Source organism: Paenibacillus amylolyticus (assembly GCF_003719335.1).
GTDB classification, from domain to species: Bacteria; Bacillota; Bacilli; order Paenibacillales; family Paenibacillaceae; genus Paenibacillus; species Paenibacillus amylolyticus_D.
Window position 1 is genome coordinate 1 of the sequence record NZ_RIAS01000064.1, and the last position, 249, is coordinate 249.

The window sequence follows — 249 nt, forward strand, 5'->3', positions numbered from 1 at the left end:
GTGGCTCGGGACGGAATCGAACCGCCGACACGAGGATTTTCAGTCCTCTGCTCTACCGACTGAGCTACCGAGCCATAATAAAGTTTAAGCTTGAGTCGCTACACTTTATCCAGGGCATCAGTGCCATACAGCAGATGTAGTGAACAACTTCCCTCATGTTAAAACTTAAATGGCGGAACCGACGGGATTCGAACCCGCGATCTCCTGCGTGACAGGCAGGCATGTTAGGCCAACTACACCACGGTTCCA

At 51.8% G+C, this 249-nt stretch carries 2 tRNA genes; both read right to left on the reverse strand.

The features are described from left to right. Position 1: 1 nt before the first annotated feature. Positions 2-74: transfer RNA gene (locus EC604_RS29675), tRNA-Phe, on the reverse strand. 96 nt (positions 75-170) lie between these two features. Further along, positions 171-248, reverse strand: a tRNA-Asp gene (locus EC604_RS29680). Position 249 lies beyond the last annotated feature (1 nt).